The 26,558-nt window shown below is 72.8% G+C and carries 24 protein-coding genes and 1 pseudogene; 12 read left to right on the top strand and 13 right to left on the bottom strand.

The window, feature by feature from the left end:
* Positions 1-45: 45 nt before the first annotated feature.
* The gene (gene allB / locus I3F54_RS23250; RefSeq protein WP_240120790.1) at positions 46-1,383 is read right to left on the bottom strand and encodes an allantoinase AllB; all 1,338 of its coding nucleotides are present in this window, start codon (positions 1,381-1,383) and stop codon (positions 46-48) included.
* 279 nt (positions 1,384-1,662) lie between these two features.
* Between allB and I3F54_RS23245 the strand changes: the two genes are divergently transcribed.
* The 3 genes from I3F54_RS23245 to aceB all read left to right on the top strand — a co-directional run bounded on the left by I3F54_RS23245 (position 1,663) and on the right by aceB (position 5,065).
* Positions 1,663-2,463, top strand: a complete 801-nt coding sequence (locus I3F54_RS23245) for an IclR family transcriptional regulator (RefSeq protein ID WP_240120789.1) — start codon at positions 1,663-1,665, stop codon at positions 2,461-2,463.
* Positions 2,464-2,604: 141 nt separating this feature from the next.
* Entirely contained in the window at positions 2,605-3,219 is a 615-nt protein-coding gene (locus I3F54_RS23240; RefSeq protein WP_240120788.1) for an NTP transferase domain-containing protein, read from the top strand.
* 220 nt (positions 3,220-3,439) lie between these two features.
* Complete coding sequence (aceB, locus tag I3F54_RS23235; RefSeq protein WP_240120787.1) at positions 3,440-5,065, top strand: malate synthase A; 1,626 nt, start codon at positions 3,440-3,442, stop codon at positions 5,063-5,065.
* A gap of 3 nt (positions 5,066-5,068) precedes the next feature.
* On the opposite strand, the gene I3F54_RS23230 is transcribed toward aceB, so the two are convergent.
* From I3F54_RS23230 to I3F54_RS23220, 3 genes and pseudogenes are all read right to left on the bottom strand, one after another.
* Positions 5,069-5,431: a SelT/SelW/SelH family protein gene (locus I3F54_RS23230; RefSeq protein ID WP_240120786.1), complete on the bottom strand. Its 363-nt coding sequence runs from the start codon at positions 5,429-5,431 to the stop codon at positions 5,069-5,071.
* Positions 5,428-6,337, bottom strand: a pseudogene (locus tag I3F54_RS23225) (HipA family kinase). Before I3F54_RS23225 ends, I3F54_RS23230 begins: the two are co-directional and overlap by 4 nt.
* A 346-nt stretch (positions 6,338-6,683) precedes the next feature.
* Positions 6,684-7,469, bottom strand: coding sequence for a CAP domain-containing protein (locus I3F54_RS23220; protein ID WP_240120785.1), 786 nt, complete (start codon positions 7,467-7,469; stop codon positions 6,684-6,686).
* A gap of 418 nt (positions 7,470-7,887) precedes the next feature.
* On the opposite strand from I3F54_RS23220, the gene I3F54_RS23215 reads away from it, so the two are divergent.
* On the top strand, positions 7,888-9,471 hold the full coding sequence (locus I3F54_RS23215) for a sigma-70 family RNA polymerase sigma factor (RefSeq protein ID WP_240120784.1): 1,584 nt from the start codon (positions 7,888-7,890) through the stop codon (positions 9,469-9,471).
* 93 nt (positions 9,472-9,564) lie between these two features.
* Here I3F54_RS23215 and I3F54_RS23210 read toward each other — a convergent pair whose 3' ends face one another.
* Positions 9,565-11,193, bottom strand: coding sequence for an IucA/IucC family protein (locus I3F54_RS23210; RefSeq protein WP_275676681.1), 1,629 nt, complete (start codon positions 11,191-11,193; stop codon positions 9,565-9,567).
* A gap of 110 nt (positions 11,194-11,303) precedes the next feature.
* On the opposite strand from I3F54_RS23210, the gene I3F54_RS23205 reads away from it, so the two are divergent.
* From I3F54_RS23205 to I3F54_RS23195, 3 genes are all read left to right on the top strand, one after another.
* Positions 11,304-12,833, top strand: a complete 1,530-nt coding sequence (locus I3F54_RS23205; RefSeq protein WP_240120782.1) for an IucA/IucC family siderophore biosynthesis protein — start codon at positions 11,304-11,306, stop codon at positions 12,831-12,833.
* A 378-nt stretch (positions 12,834-13,211) separates the two neighbouring features.
* Complete coding sequence (locus I3F54_RS23200) at positions 13,212-14,474, top strand: VWA domain-containing protein (RefSeq protein WP_240120781.1); 1,263 nt, start codon at positions 13,212-13,214, stop codon at positions 14,472-14,474.
* Positions 14,474-15,286, top strand: coding sequence for a hypothetical protein (locus I3F54_RS23195; RefSeq protein WP_240120780.1), 813 nt, complete (start codon positions 14,474-14,476; stop codon positions 15,284-15,286). Before I3F54_RS23200 ends, I3F54_RS23195 begins: the two co-directional genes overlap by 1 nt.
* 148 nt (positions 15,287-15,434) lie before the next feature.
* On the opposite strand, the gene I3F54_RS23190 is transcribed toward I3F54_RS23195, so the two are convergent.
* Positions 15,435-16,073, bottom strand: a complete 639-nt coding sequence (locus I3F54_RS23190) for a winged helix-turn-helix transcriptional regulator (RefSeq protein WP_240120779.1) — start codon at positions 16,071-16,073, stop codon at positions 15,435-15,437.
* A gap of 84 nt (positions 16,074-16,157) precedes the next feature.
* On the opposite strand from I3F54_RS23190, the gene I3F54_RS23185 reads away from it, so the two are divergent.
* The 4 genes from I3F54_RS23185 to I3F54_RS23170 all read left to right on the top strand — a co-directional run bounded on the left by I3F54_RS23185 (position 16,158) and on the right by I3F54_RS23170 (position 19,457).
* Positions 16,158-17,366, top strand: coding sequence for a pyridoxal phosphate-dependent aminotransferase (locus I3F54_RS23185; RefSeq protein WP_240120778.1), 1,209 nt, complete (start codon positions 16,158-16,160; stop codon positions 17,364-17,366).
* A gap of 323 nt (positions 17,367-17,689) precedes the next feature.
* Entirely contained in the window at positions 17,690-18,289 is a 600-nt protein-coding gene (locus tag I3F54_RS23180) for a histidine phosphatase family protein (protein ID WP_240120777.1), read from the top strand.
* 50 nt (positions 18,290-18,339) lie between these two features.
* Positions 18,340-18,963 (top strand): hypothetical protein, encoded by a 624-nt coding sequence (locus I3F54_RS23175; protein ID WP_240120776.1) that lies wholly within the window; start codon positions 18,340-18,342, stop codon positions 18,961-18,963.
* Positions 18,964-19,034: 71 nt separating this feature from the next.
* Positions 19,035-19,457, top strand: a complete 423-nt coding sequence (locus I3F54_RS23170) for a thioesterase family protein (protein ID WP_240120775.1) — start codon at positions 19,035-19,037, stop codon at positions 19,455-19,457.
* Between the two features lie 169 nt (positions 19,458-19,626).
* On the opposite strand, the gene I3F54_RS23165 is transcribed toward I3F54_RS23170, so the two are convergent.
* From I3F54_RS23165 to I3F54_RS23135, 7 genes are all read right to left on the bottom strand, one after another.
* Entirely contained in the window at positions 19,627-20,994 is a 1,368-nt protein-coding gene (locus I3F54_RS23165) for a nucleobase:cation symporter-2 family protein (RefSeq protein WP_240120774.1), read from the bottom strand.
* A gap of 314 nt (positions 20,995-21,308) precedes the next feature.
* Positions 21,309-22,694 carry an 8-oxoguanine deaminase gene (locus tag I3F54_RS23160; protein ID WP_240120773.1) on the bottom strand — a complete coding sequence of 462 codons (1,386 nt, stop codon included), beginning with the start codon at positions 22,692-22,694 and terminating at the stop codon, positions 21,309-21,311.
* A gap of 206 nt (positions 22,695-22,900) precedes the next feature.
* Positions 22,901-23,857, bottom strand: a complete 957-nt coding sequence (pucL, locus tag I3F54_RS23155) for a factor-independent urate hydroxylase (protein WP_240120772.1) — start codon at positions 23,855-23,857, stop codon at positions 22,901-22,903.
* 4 nt (positions 23,858-23,861) lie between these two features.
* Positions 23,862-24,269 carry a hydroxyisourate hydrolase gene (uraH, locus tag I3F54_RS23150; protein ID WP_240120771.1) on the bottom strand — a complete coding sequence of 136 codons (408 nt, stop codon included), beginning with the start codon at positions 24,267-24,269 and terminating at the stop codon, positions 23,862-23,864.
* A gap of 7 nt (positions 24,270-24,276) precedes the next feature.
* Positions 24,277-24,786 (bottom strand): 2-oxo-4-hydroxy-4-carboxy-5-ureidoimidazoline decarboxylase, encoded by a 510-nt coding sequence (gene uraD, locus I3F54_RS23145; RefSeq protein ID WP_240120770.1) that lies wholly within the window; start codon positions 24,784-24,786, stop codon positions 24,277-24,279.
* A gap of 165 nt (positions 24,787-24,951) precedes the next feature.
* Positions 24,952-25,320 carry a helix-turn-helix domain-containing protein gene (locus I3F54_RS23140; protein ID WP_240120769.1) on the bottom strand — a complete coding sequence of 123 codons (369 nt, stop codon included), beginning with the start codon at positions 25,318-25,320 and terminating at the stop codon, positions 24,952-24,954.
* Positions 25,317-25,565, bottom strand: a complete 249-nt coding sequence (locus I3F54_RS23135; RefSeq protein ID WP_240120768.1) for a thiamine-binding protein — start codon at positions 25,563-25,565, stop codon at positions 25,317-25,319. The genes I3F54_RS23140 and I3F54_RS23135 overlap by 4 nt, the downstream gene beginning before the upstream one ends.
* 136 nt (positions 25,566-25,701) lie before the next feature.
* On the opposite strand from I3F54_RS23135, the gene I3F54_RS23130 reads away from it, so the two are divergent.
* Positions 25,702-26,541: a TIM barrel protein gene (locus tag I3F54_RS23130; protein WP_240120767.1), complete on the top strand. Its 840-nt coding sequence runs from the start codon at positions 25,702-25,704 to the stop codon at positions 26,539-26,541.
* The last annotated feature ends 17 nt before the right edge of the window (positions 26,542-26,558 follow it).

Here is a 26,558-nt window from a genome sequence, read left to right as displayed (position 1 = left end):
GAGCGGGAGAAGGCTGCGGGAGCGGGAGAAGAGGGAGGCGCGGGGCTACGGGTGGCGGGTGAGCAGGCGGCCCCGCGGCTCGGTGAACATGCCGTCCGCCGCGATCCGCTGCCCGCGCAGCCAGGTGGACCGCACCACGCCGTACAGCGTCCTGCCCGCGTACGCGGTGACACGGTTGCGGTGCTGGAGGGTGGCCGGGTCCACGGTGAAGCTCTCGTCGGGCGCCAGGACCGCGAAGTCGGCGTCGCGACCGGGTGCGATCGCGCCCTTGTCCGCCAGACCGGCCAGGGCGGCCGTCCGCTCGGACATCCAGCGGACGACGTCCTCCAGCCCGTGGCCGCGGCGACGGGCCTCGGTCCAGACGGCGGAGAGGCTGAGCTGGAGTCCGGAGATACCGCCCCAGGCGGTGGCGAAGTCGTCGGTCTTCAGGTCCGCGGTGGAGGGCGAGTGGTCGGTGACCACGCAGTCGATGGTCCCGTCGGCGAGCGCCTGCCACAACAGGTCCCGGTTGGCCGCCTCGCGGATGGGCGGACAGCACTTGAACGCGCTGGCGCCGTCGGGGACCTCCTCGGCGGTGAGGGTCAGGTAGTGCGGGCACGTCTCCACCGTGATCGCCACGCCCTCTGCCTTCGCCGCGCGGATCTTCGGCAGGGCGTCGCCGGAGGAGAGGTGCAGCACGTGCACGCGCGCGTCCAGGCGCCGGGCCTGTGCGACGAGGTTCCCGATGGCGGTGTCCTCGGCGTCGCGCGGACGCGAGGCGAGGAAGTGCGCGTACTCGGGGCCGCCGTGCTGCGGGGCCGCGGCCAGGCGGTGGGGGTCCTCCGCGTGCACGATCAGCAGGCCCCCGAATCCGGCGATCTCCGCCAGGGACCGGGCGAGCTGCTCCTGGTCCAGATGCGGGAACTCGTCCACACCGGACGGCGACAGGAAGGCCTTGAAGCCGAAGACGCCTGCCTCGTGCAGCGGGCGCAGGTCCTTGACGTTGTCGGGCAGCGCGCCACCCCAGAAGCCGACGTCGACGTGGGCCTTGTCGCGCGCCACCTCCTGCTTCACCCGCAGGTTCCCCACGGTGGTGGTCGGCGGCAGGGAGTTGAGCGGCATGTCGACGAGGGTGGTGACGCCGCCGGCCGCCGCGGCGCGAGTGGCCGTCCAGAAGCCCTCCCACTCGGTTCGGCCGGGGTCGTTGACGTGCACGTGGGTGTCGACGAGGCCCGGCAGCAGGACGTCGTCGCCGAGGTCCTCCAGGCGGGCACCGGCCGGGACGTCGGCGTCGTACGGCAGTACGCCCGTGATCCTCCCGGCGGCGACCGCGACCGACGCGGCGCGCGTCCCCTCGGGAGTGACCACGCGCCGCGAGCGCAGCACCAGTTCAGCCTCGGACACCCGGACCCCTCTCTCACCGGTTCACCTGCGGGAAACGCGATGTGATGGCGCGTAACAAACTTCAACGAACTGTTGAATCCCAGTGCGGAGTCTTCACTCCCGCCCTAAAGCCGTCAAGGGCACACTCGTCCACAGTGCACCCACCGGAGACCCTCTGGACGTTTCCACTAAGTGGAATTAGAATTCCATCAAGCAGAACGTAGCTACACACAAGCAGGGAGTCAACCGACTGCCGGGTAGGCTGCTGCCCCCTCCTGCCAGCCGCGAAAGGAACGCGCCGTGCCGACGTCCAGCGCCAGCACCACCGACTCCGCCAGGTCCGCCGCCTCGGGCGGGGTCCAGTCCCTGGAGCGCGCCTTCGACCTGCTGGAGCGGATGGCGGACGCAGGCGGCGAGGTCGGCCTCAGCGAGCTGTCCGCGAGCAGCGGCCTGCCGCTGCCGACCATCCACCGCCTGATGCGCACGCTGGTGGCCTGCGGCTACGTGCGCCAGCAGCCCAACCGCCGCTACGCCCTCGGCCCGCGGCTGATCCGCCTGGGCGAGTCGGCCTCCCGGCTGCTGGGGACCTGGGCCCGCCCCTACCTGACCCGCCTGGTCGAGGAGACCGGCGAGACGGCCAACATGGCCCTGCTGGACGGCGACGAGATCGTCTACGTGGCCCAGGTGCCGTCGAAGCACTCGATGCGCATGTTCACCGAGGTCGGGCGGCGCGTCCTGCCGCACTCCACCGGCGTGGGCAAGGCACTGCTGGCGGACTTCCCCGCCGGGGAGGTGCGCGCGCTGCTCGCCCGGACCGGCATGCCGGCCGCGACCGACAAGACCATCACCACGCCGGAGGGGTTTCTCGCGGCACTGGAGGACGTGCGGCGGCAGGGTTACGCCGTCGACGACAACGAGCAGGAGATCGGCGTCCGCTGCCTCGCCGTCTCGGTGCCGGACTCCCCCACCACTGCGGCGATCTCGATCTCCGGCCCCGCCGGCCGCGTCACCGAAGCGGCGACCGAGACGATGGTGCCGCTGCTCCAGCAGGTCGCCCGCGAGCTGTCGGAAGCCCTGGCCAGTTCCGGCAACGGGGGCTGATCCCGCACACCGGGAACCGCGGACCCCGGGCACCGGGCACCGGAAGCGGGAACCCGGGACCCGCGGCCCGGGCGGCCCGGTGACGACGCCCACCACGCGCCACCGCCGCCTTCCGCCACCCCCGTGCGGTATGCAGGCTCCATGACGACACCTCGGACGACCCGGACGACGGAGGCTGTTGCGGGACTGGTGCTCGCCGCGGGAGGGGGGCGGCGGCTCGGCGGGCGACCCAAGGCGCTGCTGACCCACCGGGGCCGGCCTCTGGTCGAACACGCCGTCGCGGTACTGCGGGCGGCGGGGTGCACGCGGGTGCACGTGGTCCTGGGGGCCGACGCGGACGGCGTGCGCGAGCGGGCCCGACTCGACGGCTGCGTCCTCGTCGGCAACCCGGACTGGGAGCAGGGCATGGGCTCCTCCCTGCGGACCGGGCTGGGTTCGCTCACCGGAACGGGCGCACGGGCCGCCCTGGTCTCACTGGTCGACCAGCCCGGCATCGGACCGGAGGCCGTCGCCCGCGTCCTGGCCGCGTACACGGACGAGACCTCACTCGCCTCCGCCGCCTACGACGGCGTACGCGGGCACCCCGTACTCCTCGGCGCCGCGCACTGGGCGGGTGTCACCGCGACCGCCACCGGCGACCGCGGGGCACGCGCCTACCTGAAGGCACACGAGGCCGAGATCACCCTCGTCGAGTGCGGCGACGTGGCCGCACCCCACGACATCGACACCGTCGCGGACCTCGGCCACCTTGAGTGATCGGGGTGGCACCGGGCGCCACCTTCCCTCGACTCGGAGAATCTCGACATCAACAAACCATTGAAGTTCCACGATGAGGAAACTACTATCCATTAGCCAGAAGCACCCGACCTGCCTCGTTCCGCTCACCACACGTGAGCGACGGCCCGTCGCCGGTGCGATCCGCCTCTCCGCACCCTCCGGCACCCGGTGCCACGCTCGCTGAAGGAAGTGACAGTTCATGTCCGCACCAGCGCCGTCCCCGCTGGCCATCGTCGACGCCGAGCCCCTGCCCCGGCAGGAAGAGGTCCTCACCGACGCGGCACTCGCCTTCGTGGCCGAGCTGCACCGGCGGTTCACGCCGCGCCGCGACGAACTCCTCGCCCGCCGCGCAGAGCGCCGCGCCGAGATCGCCCGCACCTCCACCCTCGACTTCCTGCCGGAGACCGCCGCGATCCGGGCGGACGACTCCTGGAAGGTGGCCCCGGCTCCTGCCGCGCTCGACGACCGGCGCGTGGAGATCACCGGCCCCACCGACCGCAAGATGACCATCAACGCCCTCAACTCGGGCGCACGGGTCTGGCTCGCGGACTTCGAGGACGCCTCCGCGCCGACCTGGGAGAACGTCGTCCTCGGCCAGCTCAACCTGATCGACGCCTACACCCGCGACATCGACTTCACCGACGGGCGCACCGGGAAGTCCTACGCCCTGCGCCCGAACGACGAGCTCGCCACCGTGGTCATGCGCCCCCGTGGCTGGCACCTGAACGAGCGTCACCTGGTCGACGCCGGCGGACGGCAGGTCCCCGGCGCCCTCGTCGACTTCGGCCTGTACTTCTTCCACAACGCCCAGCGCCTCCTCGACCTCGGCAAGGGCCCGTACTTCTACCTTCCGAAGACCGAGTCGCACCTCGAGGCCCGGCTGTGGAACGACGTGTTCGTCTTCGCACAGGACCACGTCGGCATCCCGCAGGGCACCGTCCGCGCCACCGTCCTGATCGAGACGATCACCGCGGCGTACGAGATGGAGGAGATCCTCTACGAACTCCGCGACCACGCTTCCGGGCTGAACGCGGGCCGCTGGGACTACCTGTTCTCCATCGTCAAGAACTTCCGTGACGGCGGCGCCAGGTTCGTCCTGCCGGACCGCAACGCGGTGACGATGACCGCCCCGTTCATGCGGGCGTACACCGAACTCCTGGTCCGCACCTGCCACAAGCGCGGCGCCCACGCCGTCGGCGGCATGGCGGCCTTCATCCCGTCCCGCAAGGACGCGGAGGTCAACAGGGTCGCGTTCGAGAAGGTCCGCGCCGACAAGGACCGCGAGGCGAACGACGGCTTCGACGGCTCCTGGGTCGCCCACCCCGACCTCGTGCCGATCGCCATGGAGTCCTTCGACAGGGTGCTCGGCGACAGGCCGAACCAGAAGGACCGGCTGCGCGAGGACGTCGACGTCAAGGCCGCGGACCTCATCGCCATCGACTCCCTGGAGGCCAAGCCGACGTACGGCGGACTGGTCAACGCCGTCCAGGTCGGCATCCGCTACATCGAGGCCTGGCTGCGCGGTCTCGGCGCCGTCGCCATCTTCAACCTCATGGAGGACGCCGCCACCGCCGAGATCTCCCGCTCGCAGATCTGGCAGTGGATCAACGCCGGCGTCGTCCTCGACAACGGCGAGCGGGTCACCGCCGACCTGGCCCGCAAGGTGGCCGCCGAGGAGCTGGAGAACATCCGCGCGGAGATCGGCGCCGAGGCCTTCGCCGCGGGCAACTGGCAGCAGGCCCACGACCTCCTGCTGACGGTCTCCCTCGACGAGGACTACGCCGACTTCCTCACCCTGCCGGCCTACGAGCAGCTGCGCGGCTGAACATCACGCAGGACCGTCCGAGTGGCCCAGGGACCTGCCCGGGGCCACCCGGTCGCGTACGGCCCGCTTGACCGCCGTGGGCTCCGGGAACCCCTGCTCACGGCGATCCCACACCACCTCGTCGTTCACGCGGACGACGAAGACGCCTCCCGTGCCGGGACGGAGCACCAGCTCGGTCAGCTCCGCCTCGAACGTCGTGAGCAGTTCCTGGGCGAGCCAGGCGGCCCGCGGCAGCCAGCGGCACTGCGTGCAGTACTCGATCTCCACGCGCCGGGCGCCGCTCACGTCGTTCACCACGTCACCCACCCTGCCATCCCTCGCATCGTTCCTCACGCCGTCCGTCGTGCCGGTCGTGGCGCCCCTCATCCCAGGTGCACCGACCAGTCCCGTTCCGCGCCGGGCCTGCCGTGCAGGTCGGGAACCCGCTTCAGCCAGTCCGGCCGGCCGGCCGGCCCGGGTCCGTGCCGCGCGGCGCGCCTCCTCGGCCGCCAGCACCTCGCGGCCGGGGAAATCAGTGGGGAGCCAGGCCGCCGAGTGCCGCACGCGCGCGTACAGGTGGTCGACGTACGCCTCACGCGTCTCATCGGGTCCGGCAGCGTCCGCCAGCCAGGCGTCCGGCACCTCAGCGACGATCCGGCGCAGCAGGTCCGCGGTCACCTTCGGGGCCAGTTCGGCATCGGCCGCGCGCACGTCCGGGCCGTAGCGGCCGAGGGCGTGGTGGCGGAGGTCGTAGGCCCTCGACGGGTCGGCGCCGTCCCAGCGGTGGTGGAAGACCAGGGCCGCACCGTGATCGATCAGCCACAGCCGCGGCGGCGCGACCCCCAGGGTGGGCCACACCATCAGATTGGAGCTGTGCACCGTGCGGTCGACGTTCGCGGTCAGCGCGTCCAGCCAGACGATCCGGCCCGCCTCCACCGGGTCGACGGGGAAGACCTCGGCGACCTCCGGGGAGAAGTCCCGCGCACCCGGCAGGAAGTCCATGCCCAGATTGACGCCCGCGCTGGCGGCGTGCAGGTCCCGCACCTCCTGGTGGGGCTCGTCCGCGGCGACCGCCGGATCGAAGTGCACCAGGACCAGCTCGGGGAAGCGCAGGCCGAGCGCCCGGGCCAGCTCTCCGACGACCACCTCGGCGACCAGGGCCTTGCGGCCCTGCGCGGAGCCGGTGAACTTCACGACGTAGGTGCCGAGGTCGTCGGCCTCGACGATGCCGGGCACCGAGCCGCCGGAGCGGAGAGGTTCGACGTAGCGGGTCGCGGTGACCTCTCTCAACATGTCCGAAGGTCCCGTCGCATCTCCACCTCGTGGTTCACGGCCACCTCCGAGGTGCGGCAAGCCGGGAAACGCCCGCGATCGCCCCTGCGGAGAATCCGGGGAGTTCCGAACGACATGCTCGTCTCCCTTTCTCCCCGGGAGTCGCCGACGGCGGTGCGACACCTGCTTCGGCCTGCCTCCTGCGTGAAGTGAGCATAGTAGGCAAGCGTGACGGCCGGAGAGGTATTCCCGAGCCATCGCACCGGCGTCACCACGGGCCCCGCCGCCTCCAGCACGATCGGGGCACGGATGAGCTCTGGGGGTGCCGGCCCCCGTGCCGCACGACGGGGGAACCGTACGCGGCGGGTCAGCTCAGGGTGCCGAAGTCCTGTACCCACCACGGACCGTTGGCACTGAGGTTCACGCCGACGCCAAGGTCCTTGAATCCGCAGTCGAGTATGTTGTCGCGGTGCGCGGGGCTGTTCATCCAGTCCCGCACCGCGGTCCTGGCGTCCTTCGGGCTCCGGTGGATGTTCTCGCCCCACTTGCGCCAGTCGTAGCCCGCCGCTTGCATCCGGTCGCCGGGATCCTTCCCCTCCGGTGTGTCGTGCTCGTAGTAGTCGCGGGCGGCCATGTCATCGGCATGGGCCTGTGCGGCGGTCTGGAGACGGCTGTCGGTGCGCAGTGGCGCGCAGCCCGCCTTGGCCCGCTCCTCGTTGGTGAGTTGCAGCACCTCCCGGGCGAGGGCGGCGGCTGTGCCGGTGGCCGGGCTCCCGGGAGCGGCGGCGCCGGCGGTGGGTGTGGGGCGCGGGGTCGCGGTCCGCCGCGTCGGGCTCGCCCTGGGCGTGGGTGTGGCGCGTTCCGCGTCCGCGCCCGCCCCGGGGCGGACGGAGGGGCTTCCGGTCCGGGCCGGTTTCGCCGTGGCCGTGACGGACGCCGAGGCCGAGGCCGGGGCGGTGCGGGACGCGGACGCGTGGGGGCTGGAGGTGACGGACGCCTCGGCCAGGGGTTCCCCGGTGCGGTTCCCGGCTGCCTCCTCCCGGGTCGTCACCTCGACGTGCGTACCGTCCCCGTGGCCCATCAGGGCGTAGCCCGCGCCCGCGGTGACCACGAAGGCGGTCACCGCGGCGACGGCGAGTCGTCCGGTCTGCACGCGGCGGCGCCGCCTCCCGCGGTCTGCGCGGGACCCGGTGCCGTCCGGGGCGGTGTGGAGAGCACCCGGTGTGCTCGCGAGGTCGTCCGTCGCCGGGGCCGAGGGCCGGCTCCCACCCGGCTCGCGCGTGTGACGAGGGTGACGATGACGCATGGTGGCTCCACTCCGACGATTCACTGGCCGGTCGTTCCGGCACATAGGAGAGCGGTCCACGCGCCCCGCATAACGAGTTCTGCGGAAGCGGGTGACTCTGCTGCGCCGTTGCACCGCTGCGGGCGGGACCCGCTCGCTCCAGAACACACGTGCGGTACTGTCCCTGGCTCCGGCTCCAGGGCGGCCGTGCGGGGCACGCGAACGAGTGGCTGCGGCATGTCCCGGTGGTCTGCTTCGAGGGCGGGGGGAAAGAGGCGAGAAGCGAATGAACAGGGACGACCTGCACGAGGCGGATGTGGTGACCGCCGCGCGCGATGGTGACCGGCGTGCGCGGGAACAGCTGGTGGCGGACTACCTGCCGTTGATCTACAACATCGTGGGGCGGGCGCTGGACGGTCACGCGGACGTGGACGACGTCGTCCAGGAGACGGTGCTCCGGGCGCTCCACGGCCTCGGCGGGCTGCGGGAGCCCTCGCGCTTCCGATCCTGGGTGGTCGCCATAGCCGTGAACCAGATACGTCACCGCTGGCACGTCCGGCAGCGTGCCACGGCCACCTCCCTCGAAAGCGTCCCGGACGCCGCGGACCCGGGCGCCGACTTCGTCGACCTGACCATTCTCCGGCTCGGGCTCTCCGGACAGCGCCGCGAGGTCGCCGAAGCGACCCGCTGGCTCGACGAGAACGACCGAGAGGTCCTGGCCCTGTGGTGGCAGGAGGCCGCCGGACGGCTCACCCGGGACGACCTGGCAGCCGCCCTGGGCGTGACTCCCCAGCATGCCGCCGTGCGCGTGCAGCGCATGAAGGAGCGGCTGGAGGCGAGCCGCGTCGTCGTCCGCGCCCTCGGCTCCGGGACCCCCTGCGGTGAACTGGGGGAGGTCACCGCGGTCTGGGACGGCGTGCCGTCGTCCGTATGGCGCAAGAGGATCGTCCGGCACGCGCGCACGTGCCCCACGTGCTCCGCGCACTGGACGGACCTCATACCGGCGCAGGGGCTGCTGGCGGGCATGGCGATGGTGGTACCCCTGCACGGCTACCCCGCCGTCCTGTCCCACTTGACCGGCCTGCACGGGCATCCCGGTCCCGCCGGTGCCACCGGTCCCGCCGATTCCCCGGGCGCCGCGGCCGGGATGAACGGCCCGCCGGGCACGGGTACCGGAGTCGAGGGGGCAGGCGGGAGCGGCCTCCCGGGAGCGACCGGCTCCGTCGGGCAGAGCGCCGGCGCGAGTGGCTCCGGCGGCGTGTGGCCCGTGGTCGGCGCCGCGAGCGGAGGTGTGGCGGCCGGTGCGCTGCTGCTCGCCCTGCTGTGGCCCGGCTCGGAGCCGGCGCCCGAGCCCGGAGCCGTGCGGACGGCGGGCTCCTCCTCCGCTGCGGTGACGGCCTCGCCCCCGCCGTCCCCCACTCCCACTCCCACTCCCACTCCGACTCCGACTCCGAAGCCCAGTACCCGCAAGCCCGCCCCCGCGGCGGCGACTCCCGAACAGCGCCTCACCGAGCTCGTCAACGCCCGCCGGGCACAGGCCGGCTGCGCACCGCTGAGGATCGATCCGCGGCTCAGTGAGGCTGCCCGCCGGCACGCCGAGGACATGGTGGCGCGGGGCTACTTCGATCACGCGAACCCGGAAGGGCGGCACGCGGACGAGCGGATCAGCGCCGCCGGGTACGACTGGAGTGTGTGGGGCGAGAACCTGGACCGGGGCACCTCGGACCCGTCAGTCGTGGTGGCGGACTGGACGGACGGTTCGATCCACCAGGAGAACATGCTCGACTGCCAGTTCCGCGACGTGGGCGTCGGCACCGCGAAAGGCCCCGACGGGACCGTGTGGGTGCAGGATCTCGCCCGTCCCGCCTGAGCCCGCCGCCTCTCGGAGACTCCGGGTGCGCCCGGGGGGTTCAGGCTCTTCGGGGGCGGCGCGGGACCGCCCAGGCGTCCGGCCGCCACGGATTCACGCGCCGGGGCCCGGCCCCCGGGTCGGCGGTTGCGCCAGTGGGTTGGGCAGGGGCCGGTAGCGGGCGTCGCCGCCGTCGGCGCCGGTCCAGCGCAGCAGCAGGTTCGTCTTGCCCGGCAGGGTCGGGGCGTCGAGCAGTGCGGCGGTCTCGGGCAGCCGGTGCCGGGCGAACTCCCGGCGCGCGGCCGGCCAGGGGTCCAGGCCGGGGTGGTGCTCGGCGAGTGCCCCGGCGACCTCCGTGAGGTGGTTGACGACGAGGCAGTACACCAGCCGCTTCCACCCGGCCGCCCGGCCGACGTCCGACAGCAGTTTCACGCCCTCGGCGTCCCGGAAGAGGGCTTGCACGGGCGTCCCGCAGGCGTCCACGGCGACCAGCGTGTTCTGCAGGTGTGCCTCCAGGACGACGCCGTGGTCGGCGTAGGCGGTCAGGGCCGGGGGGACGACGGCGGCGAGGTAGGCCTCCCACCAGGCGGCCGGGTCGGGGGCGGCGGCGAGGGGGCTGCCCGGGAAGTCCTCCACCAGACCGGCGGCGAGCAGCGGGGTCGCGCCGGGCAGCAGCCGGTCGTGGAGTCCCTCCCGGGCCAGGACGGCGAGTTCCTCGAAGGCGAAGGCGGCGGTGCGGTACCCGCGGTCGCTCAGCCATGCGGCGGGACCGCGGGCCGACGCGACCGCGTGCGCGGCGGCCCGGTCGGCGTGGCGCAGCCTCAGCAGGTCGTGCCGCCACAGCCGGCGGATGTCGTTGGTGATGCGCACGTCGAGGCTGAACTTGACGAACAGGTCCTCCTGCGGCGCGTACAGCGTGCGGATCGCGGCGGTCGGCCAGGCCTCGGACGTGGTCGTGCCGAGCCGGACGAGCCGGCCGTCCGCGAAGGCCGCCGTCAGGCGGTGGCCGACGAGGTCGAGCTGCCAGGGGTGGGCCGGCAGCAGCCGGTAGCCGGGCGGGGCGGTGCCGAGGGCGTCCAGGGCGGTCGTGTCGCCGTCCTCGACGACGGCGTCCTCGCGCAGTCCGAGCAGGACGAGCGGGAAGCGGGCGTGTGCCTCGGGCGCGTACGGGAGCCAGGTCGCCGCCGGGCGGCCACCGCGGGCCTTGGGGGCGGGGTGGTGGGGGTGACCGGTGATCAGGGACTGCTCGGATCGCAGGTAGTGGTCCTCGGGTGGGGCCGCGCGGGCGCGGGCGCCGAGCAGCGCGGCGACGGCGTCCCGGCTGTCGGCCATCTCGGCGGGAAGTTCGCGGTTGGGCAGGCCGGTGTGCCGGAGGAGTTCCTCGGCGACGAGCGCGACGAGGTCGGCGTGGCCGAGCAGGCGCCAGCCGTCGTCCGTGCCCAGTTCCGGGTCGGCGGGCCGGCGGGTGCCGCGCACCCGCAGCAGCCGGCCCGTGCCGGGCAGCCGGTACACGGGGCGGCCGTCCTCACCGGAAACCGGCCGGGCCACCTCCCGCAGGAGACAGTTGAGCAGGGGGGCGGCCGCGTACGCGTCGGCCGCGGCTCCGGCGCGCGGGCCGCCGGCGGCGGGGCCGGGCCGCACGCACGCACCGGGCGGGGCGGCGAGGCGGGCCGGCGCGGGCGGGCCGGTGGCGGCTGCGGCATCATCGTGGGCCCCGGCGTCGTCGCCGGCGGCCTGGGGCATGAGGTCCACGCGTTCCACTCGTTCCCTGCGGTCATGTCGGGCGGAGACGATCAGTATCGCCGCCGCCACCACCCGCCCTGACGCCCTACTCGTACCCGAGGAGCCCGATCGTGCACCGACCTGCCACCGCCGAGGACGAGGTCGCCGCCGAGCTGGCCGCGGTACGGCCCGGTCTCGTCACGGAGTTCACCCGGCAGTTGCCGGGGGCCCGTGCGGCCGTGCTGACCAGGCTGTGGCGGGGCTTCGCCCATGAGCCGCTGCCCTGGGTGGAGCGCCGCGAGAGCGCCGGGGGCGGCCTCACCGTACGGCTGGCGGACGGCCGACGGCTGCACGGCCCGGCCGCGGACCCGTACGCGACGGCCGATCGCGTCCCGGCCGTGGAGCTGGACGGGGTGTCGTACGACCGTCCGGAGCGGCTGATGGCCGCCCTCGCCGTGCCGCACGGGACCGTGTTCGCCACCGAACTCGCCCACAGCGTCGCCTCGTTGGCGCTGGCACGGGCCGGCCGTCCGGACCGCTCGGATCACCCGGATCGCCCGAAAGAGTGGCCGGCGACCGACTGGGAATGGGAGCAGCAGGTGGTGGACGGGCATCCATACCATCCCAACTGCCGTTCCCGGCCCGGTTTTTCGGTGGCCGATCAACTCGCGTACGGCCCGGAGCACCGGCCGGTGGTGCGGCTGGGCCTGCTGGCGGTTCCGGCGGAGGAGTGCCTGGTGTCCGGCTCCTGGCCGCGATGGCTGAGGGAACGGGGGCGGGTGGTGCTGCCGGTGCATCCCTGGCAGGCGGAGCACGTGCTGGAGCGGGGGTGTGTGGAGGGACCCGCGGCGCATCCGCTGATGCCGGTGCGCACGCTCGCGCTGCCAGAGGGCCCGCACGTCAAGACGGCGCTCAGTGCACGGCTGACGTCGTCGGTCCGGGACATCTCCGTGGGTTCGGTGCGGATGGCGGCGGCGCTGTCGGCGTTCGCGGAGGACGTCGCCGCCCGCACCGGTGGGTTGCTGCACGTCACCCGTACGCTGGGCGCGGCCACGGCGGGCTCCCCGGACCTGGCGGCGGTGCTGCGCGAGTCGCCGCGGCGGTACGCGGGGCCGGGTGAGCACGTGGTCCCGGTGGCGGCGTTGCCGGCCACCGGGCTCACCGGGTCGGCGGCCTGGACGGCCGCGTTCGCGCGGCTCGCGCTCACGGTCGGGCTGCGGCTGCTCCAGCTGGGGGTCGCGCTGGAGGCGCACGGCCAGAACCTGCTGGTGGTGCTGTCGGGGCGGGGGGAGCCGCTGCGGCTGGTCTACCGCGACCTGGCGGACATCCGGGTCGGCCCGGCCCGGCTGGCGCGGCACGGCATCGCACTGCCGGAGCTGTCCGGGCGGATCGTCACCGATGACGTGGCCGCCCTGCGGCGCAAGCTGTTCGGCTCCCTCGTGGCGGGCTCGCTGGCGGCGACGGCCGGCTCGGGCCCCGCCCTGGCGGCGGCGCTGGCAGCGGCCGGACCGGACCTGCCGGACACGCCCGACCTCCGGGCACTGCGCGAACAGCCCCTGCCCGCGAAGGCGCTGACGCTCATGCGGCTCTCGTCCGCCGGCGGCGGCGACCGGTGGACGCACCTGCCCCGCCCGGAGGCGGCGACCGGCCACCACACCTGACGCATCATCAGATCATGGCCACACAGGCGCGATCGCTCACCCGGGTGGTGCCGTACCGTGGCGAACGCACGGGGAGTCGACCGGCACGGGCGGCGCGGGAGCAGAGGTCGGCTTCCTGTGGGGCTCGACTCCGGGATGCTCCGCCGGCGGCGCGAGTCGACCACGTCGGTGCCCTGGAAGCCGCGGGGCGCTCGGCCGGGCGATCACGGTGAGACCGGACGAGAGGGAGGCGATGGCCGCGGACGGCCGGATCCCCTGCGGTGTCAACCTGGCTGTGTTCTACCGGGCTTGGCCGGCGGGCCTGTTGGGCGACGCCGGGCGGTCCTGACGGCCACGTCCGTTTTGAAGCGGAGCGGCTTCGGTCAATAGGATCCGCCGATGATCACAAGACAACGGCTGGCGGCAGGGCTGGGGGCCCTGCTCGCCGCGCTCGCGGCCGGGCTCGCGTTCCCGGCGGGGGCGGTCGCCGACGAGACCACCGCCAACGCACCGAAGGTCGATCTCGTCATCGACGTCAGCGGTTCGATGCGGGCGAAGGACATCGACGGGCAGTCGCGGATGGCCGCGGCGAAGCAGGCGTTCAACGAGGTGCTGGACGCCACCCCGGAGGAGGTGCGGCTCGGCATACGCACCCTCGGCGCCACCTACCCCGGCGACGACCGGAAGACCGGCTGCAAGGACACCGCACAGCTGTTCCCGGTGGGCCCGCTGGACCGGACCGAGGCCAAGGCGGCGGTGGCCACCCTCACGCCGACCGGGTGGACGCCGATCGGCCCGGCACTGCTGAGGGCGGCGGACGACCTCGACGGCGGGGAGGGGTCCAAGCGCATCGTGCTGATCAGCGACGGCGAGGACACCTGCGCCCCGCTCGACCCGTGCGAGGTGGCCCGTGAGATAGCGGCCAAGGGCATCGGCCTGACCATCGACACACTCGGCCTGGTGCCGAACGCGAAGATGCGCAAGCAGCTCAGCTGCATCGCCGAGGCGACCGGCGGCACGTACACCTCCGTCGAGCACGCAAACGAACTCACCGACCGGGTCAACCAGTTGGTGGACCGTGCGGCCGATCCCGTGGTCACCCCGGTGGCCACCGAGGGCGCCGCGGAGTGCGCCAAGGCACCGACCCTGAAGTCCGGCCTGTACACCGACCGCGAGGAGTTCGGCCGGGAGCGCTGGTACCGGGTGGACGTCGAGCCGGGCCAGGAGCTGCGTGCGGCGGTGAGCGTGGCCGCGGACCGCGCGGTCAGCCCGGACTACGGTGTGCTGCTGCGCGCGGTGACGGTGCACGGCCGCGAGATCGTGCGCGGCGAGGCCGCGGGCAACGGCCGTACGGATGTGGTCTCCACCGGTCTGCGGTATCCGAAGGCGGAGAGCGACGACGAGGAGACGCCCGCCGAGACGGTGTGCCTGCAGGTCACGCACTCCTTCGCGGCGGCGGCCGGGGTGAAGAGCACACCGGGCCTGCCGCTGGAGCTGACCGTGGACGTGGTGGACGGCCCGTCCCCGGCGGGCGACGTGGCCTCGTTCGGGCTGGGCCGCGGCTGGTGGCTGCTGGGCGCGCTGGTCGTCGCCGGCTTCCTGGGCGGACTGGTGTGGGGCTGGCTGTCACGCTGGCGAGTCGCGGTGTGGAGGACCAACTGATGCGTATCACCAAGGCGCTGAGCGCCGCACTGCTCGCCCTCGGCCTGGCCGCCGGCCCGGCGGCAGCCGACTCCTCCCCCTCGCCCGAGCCGTCGGGCGGCAGTGGGGCGCCGACCGAGGCGGGCACCTCCTTCCGCACCGCGGCGGAGACGGAGCAGGGACAGACGGCGACCGCGAGCGGTTCCACGGGTGACTACCTGTACTGGTCGTTCCCCGCGGACATCGGCCAGCGGCCCACGGTCACGGCGACGGTGAAGCTGCCTCCGTCGCAGTCGGGCCGCCAGACGTGGCAGGTCGACGTGTACGACGGACTGCGGCGCCGCCAGGCCTGCCAGTACGGTGCGCAGACCCGCACCGCCGCCCCGGGCGGCGCCACGGTCGGGCTGTCCTGCACGCTGCGCACGGTGCGGTCCTGGTCGGAGCCGTGGGCGGACGACCCGCTGCCGGGGACGTACTACATCCGGCTGACCGTGGTGGGCCTGACCCAGGACGACCTCGGTCTGCCCGTCAGCGCCGAGGTGCGCGTGGAGTCCAAGGACATCGGCGGCGCGGCGGCGGTGGACGGCTCGCTGGCGAAGCCGCTGGTGCCGGGTATCGCGGTGACCTCGGCGAACGAGGACTCAGGTGACGGCAAGCCGGGCTCCGCGGTGCTGTCGGCGATCGACCCCGAGGACGGCTGGTCCTCCGGCTGGTGGACAGACCGCTGGGTGTGGACCGCGATCGGCGGCATGCTGGCCGCGCTCGCGGGCATCGGGGGGTACGTGCTGACACGCGGCTCGGGCAGGCCCTCGCGAGTGCCGCCGGCCGGGTGACACCCCGCCGGGCGGCACCCCTTCGGATGCCACTTCGCCGGATGACAACCCGTTGGACGACGTGACGTCATCAGGGCCCGCTGCACCACCGGGTGCGGCGGGAACCGACGCCACGAGGGCCCGCCGCACCGATGGTGCGGCGGGCTCGTCACGTCTCCCGGAGTTCCTTGGCGGGCGCGCCGTCGCCCTGTACCTCGACCCGCCCGTCGCGCACCGCGCCGGCCAGCCCCAGCTCCCCGCGGGCCAGGGCCGTGCACGTCGCCGAATCCAGGACCAGCCGGGCGTCGGGCTCCCCGGGAGCCGGCCCGTCGCCGTAGACCGGCGTGTCCGGGGCGCCGACATGGAGGTGGAAGACCCCTTCCTCCAGCCGGACCTCGACGAGTCCGGCCCAGCCCGCCCTTCGCTCCAGCTCCCTGAGCAGCGGCAGTGCGAACCAGTGCGCGCGCACCGCGTCGGTGGGCCGCCGCTCCGCCAGCTCGGCCTGCCCCCAGACCCCGAGGGCCTGCAGCACGGGCAGCAGCTCCCTGCCGCGCCCGGTGAGTTCGTAGACGTACACGGCGCCGGGCGGCGGCAGCCGGTGTCGCTCCGCGAGCCCGTCGCGCTCCATGTCCTTCAGCCGCGAGGCGAGGACGTCGGTGCTCACCCCCGGCAGGTCCGCGTGCAGGTCGGTGTAGCGGCGCGGCCCGGCGAGCAGCTCCCGGACGATCAGCAGGGTCCAGCGGTCGCCGACGACGTCGAGGGCGCGTGCTGCGGAACAGTACTGGTCGTAGCTTCGGCGAGGAGACATGCGACGCAGTCTAGACATGTTGTTGGACTTTCCAAGCTCCCACTTGGTAAAACCAAGCAACGTCAGATTCCGGAGGGACGGCGCATGGAGTTCCGGCAGTCGAACAAACTCAGCGAGGTCTGCTACGAGATCCGCGGACCGGTGATCGAGCACGCCGACGCCCTGGAGGAGGCCGGCCACAGCGTGCTGCGCCTCAACACGGGGAACCCGGCCCTCTTCGGCTTCGAGGCGCCGGAGGAGATCCTCCAGGACATGATCCGCATGCTCCCCCGGGCACACGGCTACACCGACTCGCGCGGCATCCTCTCCGCCCGCCGCGCGGTCGCCCAGCGCTACCAGAACCTGGGCCTGGAGGTCGGCGTGGACGACGTCTTCCTCGGCAACGGCGTCAGCGAGCTGGTGTCGATGGCGGTGCAGGCGCTGGTGGAGGACGGCGACGAGATCCTCGTGCCCGCGCCGGACTTCCCCCTCTGGACGGCGGTGACGACACTGGCGGGCGGCAAGGCGGTCCACTACCTGTGCGACGAGCAGGCGGAGTGGTATCCGGACCTGGCCGACATGGCCTCGAAGATCACGGACCGCACCAAGGCCGTCGTGATCATCAACCCCAACAACCCCACGGGAGCGGTGTACCCCAGGGAGATCGTCGAGGGCATCCTCGACCTGGCCCGACGGCACGGCCTGATGGTCCTCGCCGACGAGATCTACGACCAGATCCTCTACGACGACGCCGTGCACCACTCGGCCGCCGCCCTCGCCCCCGACCTCGTCGTCCTCACCTTCTGCGGCTTGTCCAAGACGTACCGGGTGGCGGGCTTCCGCTCGGGCTGGCTGGTGGTGACGGGCCCCAAGCAGCACGCGCGCGACTACCTGGAGGGCCTGACCATGCTGGCCTCCATGCGCCTGTGCGCCAACGCGCCCGCCCAGTACGCCATCCAGGCAGCCCTCGGCGGGCGCCAGTCCGTCCGCGAGCTGACCGCGCCCGGCGGCCGGCTGCGCGAACAGCGCGACGTCGCCTGGGAGAAGCTCAACGAGATCCCCGGCGTGTCCTGCGTGAAGCCGAAGGGCGCGCTGTACGCCTTCCCCCGTCTGGACCCCGCCGTCCACCGGATCCACGACGATGAGAGGTTCGTCCTGGACCTGCTGCTGCGCGAGAAGATCCAGGTCGTCCAGGGCACCGGCTTCAACTGGCCGGCCCCCGACCACTTCCGCATCCTGACGCTCCCCCACGCCGACGACCTGGAGGCGGCCATCGGGAGGATCGGGAGATTCCTGGGCGGGTACCGGCAGTAGCGGTCCGCGCGGTCACCTGCGGAGGCCTGGCCGGTACCGCCGGCAGCGGCCGGGCGGGAGCAGTCCGCGGCCCGGCCCGGCGCCCCCGGGCCGTCCCCACCCGGACCCGGCGCGGCGGTGCGATCCGCGGGGTCGTGCACGTGCGCCCCGCCGGCCGCGGTCGGCACCCACCGCCCTTCCTCCGTCCCCCGGTCGCCGGTGCCCGGGCGGTACGTGCCGCGTCGCCGGCCGCGCGCGTGCCGCTCGATCCGTCCGGCACCGACGGGACCCCCACACGGGTGCGACACCGCGAAGCCGGAGGTCAGGACTCGTAGCCTGGGTTCATGAGCGATCTCTTTCTGGTCCGGCACGGCGAGACGGAGTGGTCGCGGTCGGGGCGGCACACCGGCCGGACCGACGTGCCGCTGACCGAGCACGGACGCCAGGAGGCGCGGGGGCTCGTGCCGCTCGTCCGGTCGCACCGGATCGGTGCCGTGTTCGTCAGCCCGCTGCAGCGGGCCCGGGAGACGGCCGAGCTGATCGGGCTGCACGACGTCCGCGTCGACGCGGATCTGCGGGAATGGGACTACGGCGGGTACGAGGGCGTCACCACCGTCGAGATCCAGCGGGAGCGGCCGGACTGGTTCCTCTTCAGGGACGGCGTGGTGCCGGGCCCGCCGGACCGTCCGGGGGAGAGCGTCGAGCAGGTCGGGGAACGGGCCGACCGGATACTGGCGAAGGTCGACGCGGCGTTCGCCAACACCGAGGGGTGCGTGGTGCTCGTCGCCCACGGGCACTTCCTGCGGGTGCTGACCGCGCGGCGACTGGGCCTGCGCCCGTCCGCGGGAGCGCTGTTCCAGCTGGCGACGGGGACACTGTGCCGGCTCGGCACCGAGCACGCGCGGCCGGTGATCGCCGCGTGGAATGTCAGACCCCCGGCGTAGCCTGCGAAGGCAGGGGGAAGCGGGGAGAGCACACCGGGAGGGAGCGCGTCGTGACCCGTCCGCCGACCGCCGCGCAGCGGCGTGTGATCGATGCCGCCGACCCCGTCACCGGACGGGTGCGGGGGACACCGGCGCAGCTCGCCGCGCTGGTGAAGCGGGGGCTGGCCTTCAGGCATCCGCGACCGCCGCACGACCACTTCCTGACCCCGGCCGGACACCGGACCCGGGAGTCCGGTCCGGAGCCGCCCGCACCCGCGGACGGCTCGGACGGCGCCGTGTTCGCCGCGCGCGTCGGTGGGGAGACGGACGCGCCGGCAGCCGCGCCGGCCCGGCTGCGTGAGGTCCACAGCGCCTGGCAGGGGCTGCTGGAGCTGCGCCGGATGACCAACCCGGACGGGGCGACGGACCGGCCGTGCGGCTGGGAGCGCGCGCATCTGGTGCGGGCGGCCGCGCTGGCCCTGGAGTCGGCCGGGCACCGGCCCGCGGGGCCGGAGGGCCCCGGCTACCGGGTGCGGGCGACCGCGCAGCCGGAGGCAGTCGCCGTCCACGACGAGGACACCGCCGCCCTGGGCGCCTGCGCGGCGACGCTCGAACGGGCCGGCTGGCAGACCGGCGAGCACACCGAGCCCCGCTCCCGGGCCCGCTACCTGCTGGCCTCACCGCGCCGGGTGTGAACGGCGTGCCAGGATCGGGGACGACGGGGCCGGTGGCCGCACAGGCCACCGCGTGGAACGAAGGGGAACCAGTGAGCGAGCCGTTTTCCGTCCGGGTCACCGTGCGCGGCTACGAGACCGACGTGCAGGGCCATCTCAATCAGAGCGTCTACCTCAACTACGCCGAGCACGCCCGGTGGTCGCTGCTCCAGGCCGCCGGTATCACCCAGGCCGGACTGATCGCGACCGGGGTCGGTCCGGTCGCCCTGGAGACCACCATCCGCTACCGCCGCGAGCTCCTCGCCGGTGACGAGGTCGACGTGTCGTGCGTCTTCGAGTGGGGCGAGGGCAGGACGTTCCGCATCCGGCAGACCATCAGCAGGACGGACGGAACGGTGTCCGCCGAGATCACCGCGGTCGCCGGCCTGCTCGACCTGGGGGAGCGCAGACTGGTCGCCAACCCGCGGGAGCGGTTCAAGGAACTGGCGCGGGATCCGGGCCTGTTCGGCCTGTAGCCGACGCCGGGCGGATCCCGGTGCCGCCGCCCGCCCGGAGGTGGCACGGAACGTCGGCGGCGCCGCGGCCCGCCGTATGGGCCGCCCGGGTGATACGGCCGCGGGGAGAGACGGCCGGGGAAGGACGGTGTCGCACGGCCGTCCTCCCCCGGGTCAGTCCGCCCGTGCGTCAGTGTGCGGCGGCGATCTCCTCCCCCGCCTCCATCGGATGGGTGACGTCCTGGGCCCCGCTGCTCCTGCCCGGGTGGTTGAAGACCAGGTTGAGCAGGACGGCCGTCACACAGCCGGTCGAGATGCCCGAGTCCAGGATGATCCTCGCGGTCGCGGGGAAGGCGTGGTAGAAGTCCGGCGCGGTGATCGGGATGATCCCGACGGCGAGGGCGACGGCCACGATCAGGACGTTGTTGTCCCGGTCGAGCCCGGCCCGCACCAGGGTCTGGATGCCGCTCGCCGCGACCGAGCCGAACAGGACGACGCCGGCGCCGCCGAGGACGGGGCGCGGCACGACCACGATCAGCGAGGCGGCCATCGGGCACAGGCCCATCAGGACGAGGAAACCGCCACCGGTCGCGACGACGTACCGGCTGCGGATCCTCGTCATCGCCACGAGGCCGATGTTCTGCGCGAAGGCACTGCACATGAAGCCGTTGAACAGCGGGCTGATCGCCGAGCCGAGGGCGTCGGCGCGCAGTCCGGCGGCGATGGTCCGCTCGCCGGAGGGGCGTTCGACGATCTCACCGAGCGCCAGCATGTCCGCAGTCGACTCGGTCATCGAGACCACCATGACCACGCACAGCGAAAGGACGGCGGCGAGCTGGAACTGCGGGGCGCCGAAGTGGAACGGAGTCGGGAAGCCGATCACGTCGGCATCGGTCACCGGGCCGAAGTCGGTGACACCGAACGGGATCGCGATGAGGGTGCCGGCGCCCAGGCCGAGCAGCACGGCGATCTGCTTGACGAAGCCGCGGGTGAAGCGGCGCAGCAGCAGGACGATCACCAGGGTGAGACCGGCCAGGGTGAGGTACGTCGCCGAACCGTAGTCCTCGGCAGCGGGGTCGGGGCCCTGGGCCCAGCCGAAGGCGACCGGGAGCAGGGACACGCCGATGAGGGTGATCACGGATCCGGTGACGACCGGCGGGAAGAAGCGGACCGCCTTGCCGAAGAAGGGTGCGGCGACGAAGCCGAGCACACCGGCGACGATCACCGCCCCGAAGATGATCGGCAGGGCGTCGGTCGGGTCGTCGGTGGAGGCGACGACCGCGGTCATCGGGGCGACGCCGGCGAAGGTGACCCCGTTGACGAACGGCAGCCGTGCACCGATCTTCCAGATGCCCAGGGTCTGCAGCAGGGTGGCGAGACCCGCCGTGAACAGGCAGGCGCCGGTGAGGAAGGTGAGTTCGGCCGCGGACAGGCCCACGGCCGCGCCGACGATCAGGGGTGGGGCGACGACACCGGCGTACATGGCGGCCACGTGCTGCAGGCCGCTGGTCGCCATCTTCAGGGCGGGGAGTTTCTCGTCCACGGGGTGGGTGGCCACGGCGGCTCCTCCGGTCGGTTAGCACGTCGCCGTCGACATGGGTTCAGGGAGGTGGTGCGGGTGGTCATGGGGGGGGACCTCCCCGCCCGGGCGCTGGCCGCCGCGAGCGTGGGGGAGGGACCGTGACGGGGGTGGCACGGGTGAACGGTGGACGGTGACCGTTCCGGGGCGCGCGCGTCCACGCGCGCCCCGGAGACGGCTACCGTGAATCCCGCTCGGATCCACGGGCCCCGGCCGGGAGCCGTCCCTCACGGCCGGAGTTCTCGTCCGGGCCCGCGCTCGGCGGGCCCGGGGACGCGGCGTTCCGCCGCGGATCAGCCCTGGGCGGCGATCCTGGCCAGGCGCTGGGCCTCGGCGCGGGTGGAGCGGGCGACGGCGTCCTCGTCGGCGGTCAGCAGACGGCCGTTCTCGACGATCTGCCGGCCGTTGACGAAGGAGGCGGTGACCGGTGCCGCGGCGCCGAGGACGAGGGCGGTCACCGGGTCGGCGATGGAGGCGTGGGCGAGCGTGTCCATCCTCCAGAGCACCACGTCGGCCAGCTTGCCCGGCTCCAGCGAGCCGATCTGGTCCGCCCGGCCGAGGACCCGCGCGCCGCCGTGGGTGCCGAGCCGCAGCGCCTGGCGGGCGTTCAGCGCGGCCTCGCGGTGGGCACCGAGGCGGTTGATGAGCAGGGCGTTGCGCAGCTCGGTGTGGAGTTCACCGGACTCGTTGGAGGCGGTGCCGTCGACGCCGAGGCCCACGGGCACGCCCGCCGCGAGCATGTCGGGTACGCGGGCGATGCCGGCCGCGAGGCGGGCGTTGGACGACGGGCAGTGGGCGACGCCGGTCCCGGTACGGGCGAACGCGGCGATGTCGGAGTCGGTCATGTGGACGCAGTGCGCCATCCACACGTCCTCTCCGAGCCAGCCGGTCGACTCGAAGTAGTCCGTCGGGCCCATGCCGAACAGCTCGTGGCAGAACTTCTCCTCCTCCACGGTCTCCGAGCCGTGGGTGTGCAGTCGTACACCCAGGCGCCGGGCCAGCTCGGCGCCCTGCCGCATGAGTTCGGTGGATACGGAGAACGGTGAGCAGGGGGCGACGGCCACCTGGGTCATGGCGTCGAAGGAGGCGTCGTGGTGCTCGGCGACGGTGTCCTCGGTCGCGGCGAGCGCGCCCTCCAGCGTCTCGACGGCGAAGTCCGGCGGCAGACCGCCGTCCTTGACGCTGCGGTCCATCGAACCGCGGGCCAGGGTGAAGCGGACGCCCATCTCGGAGGCGGCCCGGATGATGGCGCCGGACAGGTCGCCGGATCCGTGCGGGAAGACGTAGTGGTGGTCCATGGCGGTGGTGACACCGCCGCGCGCCATCATGGCGAGCGATCCCTGCGCCGCCGCGTAGCACATCTGCTCGTCGATGCGGGCCCAGGTCGGATAGAGGGCGACCAGCCAGTCGAACAGGTTGTGGTCGGTGGCCAGGCCGCGGGTGATCCACTGGTAGAAGTGGTGGTGGGTGTTGACCAGACCGGGCGTGGCCAGGTGGCCGCTGGCGTCGATCCGGCGCTCCACGTTCTCCAGGCCCTCGGGGGCGCTGCCCGCGCCGACCGACTCGATCCTGTTGCCGGCGAGGACGATGTACCCCGACGCGTACTCGGTGTCGTTCGCGTCCACGGTCGCGACCGCACAGTTCTCGATGACGGTGCGCTGGGCTGCCGATGGTGCCATGAGGCTTCCTTGTCTTTCAGTGGCGGCCCGTGGACGGGGCGCCGTCCACGGGGAGGGCACGGCAGGACCCTAGGAGGATTTGAGTGCCGGAACCGTGTGCCGGCTCCGGGTGCCGAGATGGTGGAAGAACGGGTTGGTCCCGGCGCTGGTCCCGGTGGTGGCGCGTCCCCGGTCCGGGCGCGGGGGCCGGGGACGCGCGTCCCGCGTCAGAGGTTGGTCATGTCGACCGGGATACGGGCCTCACAGCCGTCCCGCAGCACGGTTCCCTCGATGAGGCCGTAGGGGCGGTCGGCGGCGAAGTAGACTGCTCCGTCGGCGGTTTCGTTCTTCAGTCCGAAGGGCTCCATGTCGACGAGGAAGTGGTGCTTGTTGGGCAGGGAGAAGCGGACCTCGTCGATCTCGCTGCGGTTGTTGATGATGCGCGAGCCCATCTGGTACAGCGTCTGCTGCAGCGAGAGGGAGTACGTCTCGGCGAAGGCCTGGAGCATGTGCTTCCTGACCTGCTCGTAGGACTTCTCCCACTGCGGCATCTTCTGCTCGTCGTCGGTCCAGTTGAAGCGCCACCGGGCCGCGACCGACGTGGCCAGGATGCGGTCGTAGGCCTCCTGGAGCGTGGTGTACTTGTCCTTGATGTAGCCCCAGAACTCGGAGTTGGTCGAGTTCATCACCGTCAGGTCCTTCAGGCCCGAGACGACCTCCCACTTCTCACCGTCGTAGGTGATCTGGGTGAGGCGGGTCTCCTGGCCCTTGCGGACGAAGGAGTGCTTGACCTCGTCGGAGCCGATGAACCGGGAGTTGGCGTCGGAGCTCTCGATCCGTTCCCAGGCGTACTCCTCGATGCGGATGCGCGCCCGGTGGATCACCTCCTGCGAGGTGACGAAGTGGCGTGCGAGGTGGATGCCGAACTGCTCGGCGGACTCGATGCCGTGTTCCTTGGCCTTGGCGAACACCGTGTTCTTGGTGGTGTCGGTGGGCAGGACGTGGGCGTTGGAGCCGGAGTAGTGGACGTCGTCCATGTCGCCGCTCAGCGCGACGGAGACGTTGAGGTCCTTGATGTGGTGGGTGGCGCCGTCCCGCGTGATCTTGACGACTCGGTTCTCGGCCTTGCCGTACTGGTTCTGTCCCAGGATCACAGGGCGGGCAGGGCGGGAATTGACGGTCATTTAGCTAGCTCCCTCGGTAAACGGAGTAGCCGAACGGGTTGAGCAGCAGCGGTACGTGGTAGTGCTCGCCCGGCACGACGGCGAACGTGATCGCCACCTCGGGGAAGAACACGCCCGGTCCGCTGTCCCGATTCGCGGGGGCGTCCTGCTGCGCATCGGCTTGCTTCTTCGCGGTTCTGTCTTCGAAGTACGCCTCGACGGCGAAGTCGAGCCGTACGTGGGTGGTCCCCTCCGGCAGTGCCGGCAGGTCCTTGCACCGCCCGTCCGCGTCGGTCGCCGAACCGCCGAGCGCCTCCCAGTCCGCCTCCCGCCCGCCACGGGCGCTGAGGTGGACGGCGACACCCTCGGCAGGGCGGCCGAGCGAGGTGTCCAGGATGTGCGTGGACACGGAGGCGGTGGTGCTCGTGCTCATGCTGCTGTCAGTCCTCTTCGACGAGTCGTGCCAGACGAATGCGGTTGATCTTGCCGAGCTCGGTGCGGACGATCTCCCGCTCCTGCTCCGGCGAGTTCCCGATCCGCTCCTCGACCGCGTCCCGCATCTGCTCGGCGGTCCTGCCGGTGGCACAGATGAGGAAGACGTGGCCGAACTTCTCCTGGTAGGCCAGGTTCAGTTCCAGCATCCGGGACCTGAGCTCCTCGGAGGCGCCCGCCATGCCGCGCTGTTCGCGCGCCGAGGTCGGGTCGCCCGGCTTGGGGCGGCCGATCGGCGGGTGGCCGGCCATCGCCTCCTCCAGGTCCTGAGCGGTCAGCTCGGCCGTGGCGGCGTCACCGGCGGCGTACAACGCGTCCGCCGTGGCATAGGGGCGGGCCGCCAGCAGCCGCTTCGCCCAGGTGGTGGAGGCGCACACCTCGTGGAGGGCGGCGAGTGCCGCGGGCTCCTCAAGGTCGTTGAGACGGGCCGGGCCCGGGGGTGTGGATGGGGAAGTCACGGGAGCCTCCGTTGCCGCGAACGGCCTGCGTGCTGAACGGGCTGCCGACAGCTAACGCCCTCCGAAAGTCGACGTCAACACTTTGTTGAAAATTCGGTGTTACGAAAAGCCGCCACCCCGGGACGGCGGCCGGCCACGGCGAGGACCCCCGCGACGACGCCTCGGTCAGGCCCCCTTCTCGCGGTTGAGGTAGTTGTAGACGGTGAAGCGACTGACACCGAGCGCGCTCGCCACGGTCTCCACGCCGTGCCGCACGGAGAAGGCACCCCGCGCCTCCAGTATCCGCACGACCTCCTGCTTGGACCTGCGGTCCAGGTCCGCCAGCGGCTCGCCCCTCCTGCGCTCCATGGCGGCCAGGATGTGGTCGAGGGAGTCGGCGAGCTGAGGCAGGCGCACGGCGACCGCGTCGACGCCCTCCCAGGCGAGCACCACGTCCTCGGGCCCGGCCTCGTCGGGCGGCAGCATCTCGCCACCCATGGCATCGACCAGCGGCTTCACGGCGGCGATGAACGGCTCGTCCGCGGCCCCGGTCACGCGCCCTCCTCGACCACGTTGACCTGCAGCGACACCCGGGTGGCACCGGCCTGCAGAGCCTTGCGCAGCAGGGCGTCGACCGCCGTGAGCACCTGATCGGCGCCTCCCTCCGCGGTATTGCCGAAGGGGCCGACGTCCACAGCGTCCAGCCGGGCCGCCTCGACGACCTCGCGGGCCACGAGCGCGTGCGCAGGCGCCTCGTCGAGATCGAAGGGTTCGGTCGTGAACTCCACTCTCAATCGCACGCGGACAACCTAACGCGCGGGACCGCGTTACGCCGACCCCTCTTGACAAGCTCCGACACCCGACGGCAATCTTCCAATAAGCAGAAACTAACTTCCGCAATACGGAATCTCGACACGGAAGGGAGCGCGGCACCCGATGGGATTCGCAGACCAGCGCTTCAACGTCAACCTGTCGATCCTCTTCACGGAACTCCCGCTCCTGGAGCGCCCCGCCGCCGCGGCGGCGGCCGGCTTCACCGCGGTCGAGCTGTGGTGGCCCTGGATCGACACCCCGACGCCCGCGCAGTCCGAACTCGACGACCTGAGGAAGGCGATCGAGGACGCGGGCGTACAGCTGACAGGCCTGAACTTCTACGCCGGGCAGCTGCCCGGCCCGGACCGCGGGGCCCTGTCGGTGCCCGGCGAGGAGTCGGAGCGGTTCCGCGCCAACATCGACGTGGCCGCGGACCTCGCGGCCTCACTCGGCTGCGCGGCGCTCAACGCGCTGTACGGCAACCGCATCGAGGGCGTCGAGCCGGCCGAGCAGGACGCACTCGCGCTGGAGAACCTGGTCCTCGCGGCCCGGGCCGCGAGCCGGATCGGCGCGACCCTGCTGATCGAGGCGCTGAACCAGCCCGAGTCCCCGCGGTACCCGCTGGTGAGCGCCCCGGCAGCGGTCGGCGTCGTGGACCGGGTGAACGAGGCGACCGGCCTCGGGAACGCCGCGTTCCTCATGGACCTCTACCACTTGTCCATGAACGGCGAGGACCTGCCGTCCGTGATCGAGCGGTACGGCGCGAGGACCGGCCACGTCCAGATCGCCGACAACCCCGGCCGCGGCGCCCCGGGCACGGGCTCCCTCCCCCTGGCGGACCTGCTCGACCTGCTCGGGAAGTCCGGCTACGACGGCTGGGTCGGCCTGGAGTACAAGCCCGGCGACCGCCCGAGCGCCGAGGCCTTCGACTGGCTGCCCGTCCGGGCCCGCGCCGCCCGCTGAACACCCCCGCACCGAGA

Origin of the sequence: Streptomyces sp. MUM 2J, assembly GCF_022414535.1 — a bacterium.
GTDB lineage: Bacteria > Actinomycetota > Actinomycetes > Streptomycetales > Streptomycetaceae > Streptomyces.
The sequence above is the reverse complement of the archived record's forward strand: the minus strand, read 5'-3'. Positions and strand labels throughout refer to the sequence as shown.

Excerpts from the sequence above, each read along its gene's own strand:
- I3F54_RS23185 (WP_240120778.1), top strand. The coding sequence starts at position 16,158 with ATGGAGTTCCGGCAGTCGAACAAACTCAGCGAGGTCTGCTACGAGATC.
- I3F54_RS23215 (WP_240120784.1), top strand. The coding sequence starts at position 7,888 with ATGAACAGGGACGACCTGCACGAGGCGGATGTGGTGACCGCCGCGCGC.
- I3F54_RS23195 (WP_240120780.1), top strand. The coding sequence starts at position 14,474 with ATGCGTATCACCAAGGCGCTGAGCGCCGCACTGCTCGCCCTCGGCCTG.
- I3F54_RS23240 (WP_240120788.1), top strand. The coding sequence starts at position 2,605 with ATGACGACACCTCGGACGACCCGGACGACGGAGGCTGTTGCGGGACTG.
- I3F54_RS23160 (WP_240120773.1), bottom strand. The coding sequence starts at position 22,694 with ATGGCACCATCGGCAGCCCAGCGCACCGTCATCGAGAACTGTGCGGTC.
- aceB (WP_240120787.1), top strand. The coding sequence starts at position 3,440 with ATGTCCGCACCAGCGCCGTCCCCGCTGGCCATCGTCGACGCCGAGCCC.
- uraH (WP_240120771.1), bottom strand. The coding sequence starts at position 24,269 with ATGAGCACGAGCACCACCGCCTCCGTGTCCACGCACATCCTGGACACC.
- I3F54_RS23230 (WP_240120786.1), bottom strand. The coding sequence starts at position 5,431 with ATGAGGGGCGCCACGACCGGCACGACGGACGGCGTGAGGAACGATGCG.
- I3F54_RS23130 (WP_240120767.1), top strand. The coding sequence starts at position 25,702 with ATGGGATTCGCAGACCAGCGCTTCAACGTCAACCTGTCGATCCTCTTC.
- I3F54_RS23180 (WP_240120777.1), top strand. The coding sequence starts at position 17,690 with ATGAGCGATCTCTTTCTGGTCCGGCACGGCGAGACGGAGTGGTCGCGG.
- pucL (WP_240120772.1), bottom strand. The coding sequence starts at position 23,857 with ATGACCGTCAATTCCCGCCCTGCCCGCCCTGTGATCCTGGGACAGAAC.
- I3F54_RS23210 (WP_275676681.1), bottom strand. The coding sequence starts at position 11,193 with ATGCCCCAGGCCGCCGGCGACGACGCCGGGGCCCACGATGATGCCGCA.
- I3F54_RS23200 (WP_240120781.1), top strand. The coding sequence starts at position 13,212 with ATGATCACAAGACAACGGCTGGCGGCAGGGCTGGGGGCCCTGCTCGCC.
- I3F54_RS23190 (WP_240120779.1), bottom strand. The coding sequence starts at position 16,073 with ATGTCTCCTCGCCGAAGCTACGACCAGTACTGTTCCGCAGCACGCGCC.